Source organism: Desulfonatronospira sp. MSAO_Bac3 (genome assembly GCF_003838035.1).
GTDB lineage: Bacteria > Desulfobacterota > Desulfovibrionia > Desulfovibrionales > Desulfonatronovibrionaceae > Desulfonatronospira > Desulfonatronospira thiodismutans.
The window spans coordinates 1-3166 of the sequence record NZ_QYZY01000274.1 but is presented as its reverse complement, the minus strand read 5'-3'; the positions used below and the strand labels follow the sequence as shown (position 1 = coordinate 3166).

At 54.0% G+C, this 3166-nt stretch carries 4 protein-coding genes; all 4 read right to left on the bottom strand.

From position 1 onward, the window contains the following. A partial coding sequence (locus tag D5S03_RS09355; RefSeq protein ID WP_287043656.1) for a transcription antitermination factor NusB occupies positions 1–510 on the bottom strand: 510 nt, incomplete at its 3' end. Beyond that, positions 494–1399, bottom strand: a complete 906-nt coding sequence (locus D5S03_RS09350) for a DUF116 domain-containing protein (RefSeq protein WP_008870303.1) — start codon at positions 1397–1399, stop codon at positions 494–496. The genes D5S03_RS09355 and D5S03_RS09350, both read right to left, overlap by 17 nt. 39 nt (positions 1400–1438) lie before the next feature. Beyond that, a complete protein-coding gene (fmt, locus tag D5S03_RS09345; RefSeq protein ID WP_008870302.1) occupies positions 1439–2395 on the bottom strand; it encodes a methionyl-tRNA formyltransferase in 957 nt (318 codons plus the stop codon). Beyond that, the gene (gene def / locus D5S03_RS09340; protein WP_008870301.1) at positions 2371–2880 is read right to left on the bottom strand and encodes a peptide deformylase; all 510 of its coding nucleotides are present in this window, start codon (positions 2878–2880) and stop codon (positions 2371–2373) included. Before def ends, fmt begins: the two co-directional genes overlap by 25 nt. Between the last annotated feature and the right edge of the window lie 286 nt (positions 2881–3166).

The window sequence follows — 3166 nt, the reverse complement described above, 5'->3', positions numbered from 1 at the left end:
CATATCAGTCCCGTAGTCCTTTTGCCAGAGCTTTACTACCCACTCCGGGCAGGAATAAAACCTGGACAAAAAAAGCATTTCTCCGGGATGATCCTGCCTGAAAAAATCCGGATCAAAGGCATCTACTCTGCAGCATTTGCGCAGGACTGCATTTACCAGGGAGGACATGCGGGAACCGAATCTCTTGCGGGTCAGGGCAACGGCCCTGGAAACAGCAGCATAATCAGGGATGCGCTCCAGAAAGAAGATCTCATATGCAGCCAGGCCCATCAGGACCCTGATTTTCCCGGACAGCCCGGCCGGAGACTTTAAAAAGCAGTTCAGCACAAAATCCAGGCGGCCCTTGTAGCGCAGATAGCCATAAGCCAGCTCAGTGGCCAGGGACCTGTCCCTTAGGTCCATTTCCGGGTCCAGGTTTCTGTCCAGGACCATCTGCAGGTCCCGGCCGGGCCGCAGGGCATCAAGAACCACGTTCAGGGCGACAGCGCGGGGATCACTTGCCTGGGGCATTTTTCAGACTGATCTCTGAGAGTTGTACTCTGCTTTCGGTAACCTGCTCTGACCCATCTGCACCGCGCCTGCTGCTCTTACTGTCCTGCATCGGGACATCAACAAACTTATCCAGAGCCAGTCTTACATGCTCCAGGGTCACCCTGGTATCCAGGCAGGGACCTTTGGGACGTTCGTTCAGGACTCCGTAGACAGGTATGGGGTAGGCATCCTGAATGCCGCTGGAGAGGTCGCGCTCGCAGGCCACGGCCACAATGAGCCTGGGCCGGATGTTGACCACAATCCTCCGGGCTATGGTGCCGCCGGTGGCAATGGCCATATGCACTCCGTACTCGCTGCTTAAATCGAGAAGCCCGGAGATACTGCATTCACCGCATCTTTTGCAGTTGTTTACATTGTAGGTGAGCCTGCGGCTGCAGATGCTGTTCTGCAGGCAGTGGGGCATGAGCATGAGCACCTTGTCCGGGGGATATTTGCGGCTTTCGGACAATACAAGTTCATTGTTCACCTTGATGAAGGAGGCCCGGATCTTCTGTTTGGGTATGCGCAGGAGCCTGCCGAAGATGGTCATGAGCGGCAGGAAAAATTTTATGCTGATGCCCCGCAGGTTCCTGGAGTAAAGAACCGGGCGCTTGAGCAGAATGTTCAGGACCAGACCCAGGGATACCCAGAAGATAAAACCTATGGCCAGAGCCACCACCGTGCCCATAACCCACGGTGCCCAGGGATGAATACTGTCCAGTCCTACGTAAGGGATATACCACAAAAGAAGCAGGATCAGGCATACAAGGACGGATGTCCCGGTAATAAGTCCTATGAACAGCCTCTTTCTGGCCTCAAAGGAATCCTGGATTTCCTTCTCCAGAAAATTCTGGCTTTCTGTGCTCATCTTATATTTTAAAAGCTATGGGTTGTAAGCACTAGACATTCAGTCCCGGCATTGCTGCATGAAGCCGCAGTAAAAGCTGCGGGCGGACATTTCTCTGCTGTTTTCAGGCTTTACCCTGTCTGTAAGATACATTTTATCCCTGCAGGCAATGGCCAGATGCTCATCTTCCAGACCCGCCACAGTGCCCGGGTTTATTTCCGGGGGCCTGTCCCCGCCGACCCTGCCCGGGTAGACCTTCAGGCGAATGGTCTTTCCAGATGGACTGGTCCAGTCAAAATAAGCCCCTGGCCAGGGATACATGCCCCGGATCTGGTCGTGAATTTCCTTTGCCGGCCTGTCCCAGATTATGCGGCCCTCTTCCTTGGTAAGCTTGGCCGCATAGGTGGCCTGATCATGATCCTGCGGGACAGGATCAATCTTTCCATGCTTCAATGCTTCCAGTGTTTTGACCACAAGATCCCCGCCCAGGAGGGCCAGCTTGTCATGCAGGCTCTGAGCGGTATCCTGTTCTTCTATGGCCAGGGACTCCTCCATGAGCACCGGCCCCTCGTCCATGCCGGGAGTAAGGCGCATTATGCTGATGCCGGTCCTGCTGCGGCCTTCTATGATGGCTCTCTGGATGGGGGCTGCCCCCCTGTACAGGGGCAGAAGGGAGGCATGCACATTGATGGGCATCTCGGAGGCGGTGTCTAGAACAGCAGAGGGAAGGATCAGACCGTAGGCCGCCACCACCAGATAGTCCGGTCGGAAATCAGCCAGTTTTTCCACTTCTTCCAGAGATTTGAAATTGGGAGGTTGAAGCACCGGCAGACAACGATCCAGAGCCAGTTCCTTCACCGGGGAGAAGGAAAGCCTGCGCCCGCGTCCACTGGGACGGTCCGGCTGGCAGTAAACCCCCACTACTGCACCCCCGGGCCACTGCAGCAACTTTTCCAGCACAATCCGGGCAAACTCCGGAGTGCCCATGAAGACTATTCTTTTTTGTTTTCCAGCCATTTTTTTACTTTTTTATCATACATGGCCCTTTTAAGCCGGCTGATATGGTCAATAAACAGTATGCCGTTGAGATGATCTATCTCGTGCTGCAGACATACAGCCCAGAGGTCCTCTCCTTCGTGGATCACTTCCTCTCCCTGCAGGTTCAGGGCTCTTACCTTAACTTTCCTGGCCCGGCAGACCCTGGTCTGGTAACCCGCAACACTCAGGCAGCCCTCCTCGGTGGTGGTCTCATCCTCGGAAGCGATAATCTCCGGATTTATGTAGGTAAAAAGGTCTTCCTGGTTGTCAGGCCCGCTTAAGTCCACTGTCACCACTCTCAGGGACTCTCCCACCTGGGGGGCGGCCAGCCCGATACCTCTGTGTTCATACATGAGCCTGGCCATGTCCCGGGAAAGATCAATTATATAATCGTCGATCTTTTCCACAGGCCTGGCCTTCTGGGTCAGAATCTTATCCGGGTATGTATGTATCTTTCTGGACATAATCAGTCTCTAATGCGGGCCATGTCCGCAACCCATTTTTTTCACGCAAAGGCGCTAAGATCGCAAAGGAAGGCAGCCTTGTCCAAAACCGTGTCCCGGTTTTGGACAATACACCTGCTTCGCGTCTTTGACTTTGCGTACTTAGCACAAATTTCAAACAAACATGTTGGCAACTTTATCTGACACCCCCGCTGGATAAGATTACGAGCACGGTGTAAACTCCCCTCCTTAGCCAAGGAGGGGCCGGGGGTGGTTGTATGAGATCCCTTCCTTATTTCGGATGTTG

Excerpts from the sequence above, each read along its gene's own strand:
- def (WP_008870301.1), bottom strand. The coding sequence starts at position 2,880 with ATGTCCAGAAAGATACATACATACCCGGATAAGATTCTGACCCAGAAG.
- fmt (WP_008870302.1), bottom strand. The coding sequence starts at position 2,395 with ATGGCTGGAAAACAAAAAAGAATAGTCTTCATGGGCACTCCGGAGTTT.
- D5S03_RS09350 (WP_008870303.1), bottom strand. The coding sequence starts at position 1,399 with ATGAGCACAGAAAGCCAGAATTTTCTGGAGAAGGAAATCCAGGATTCC.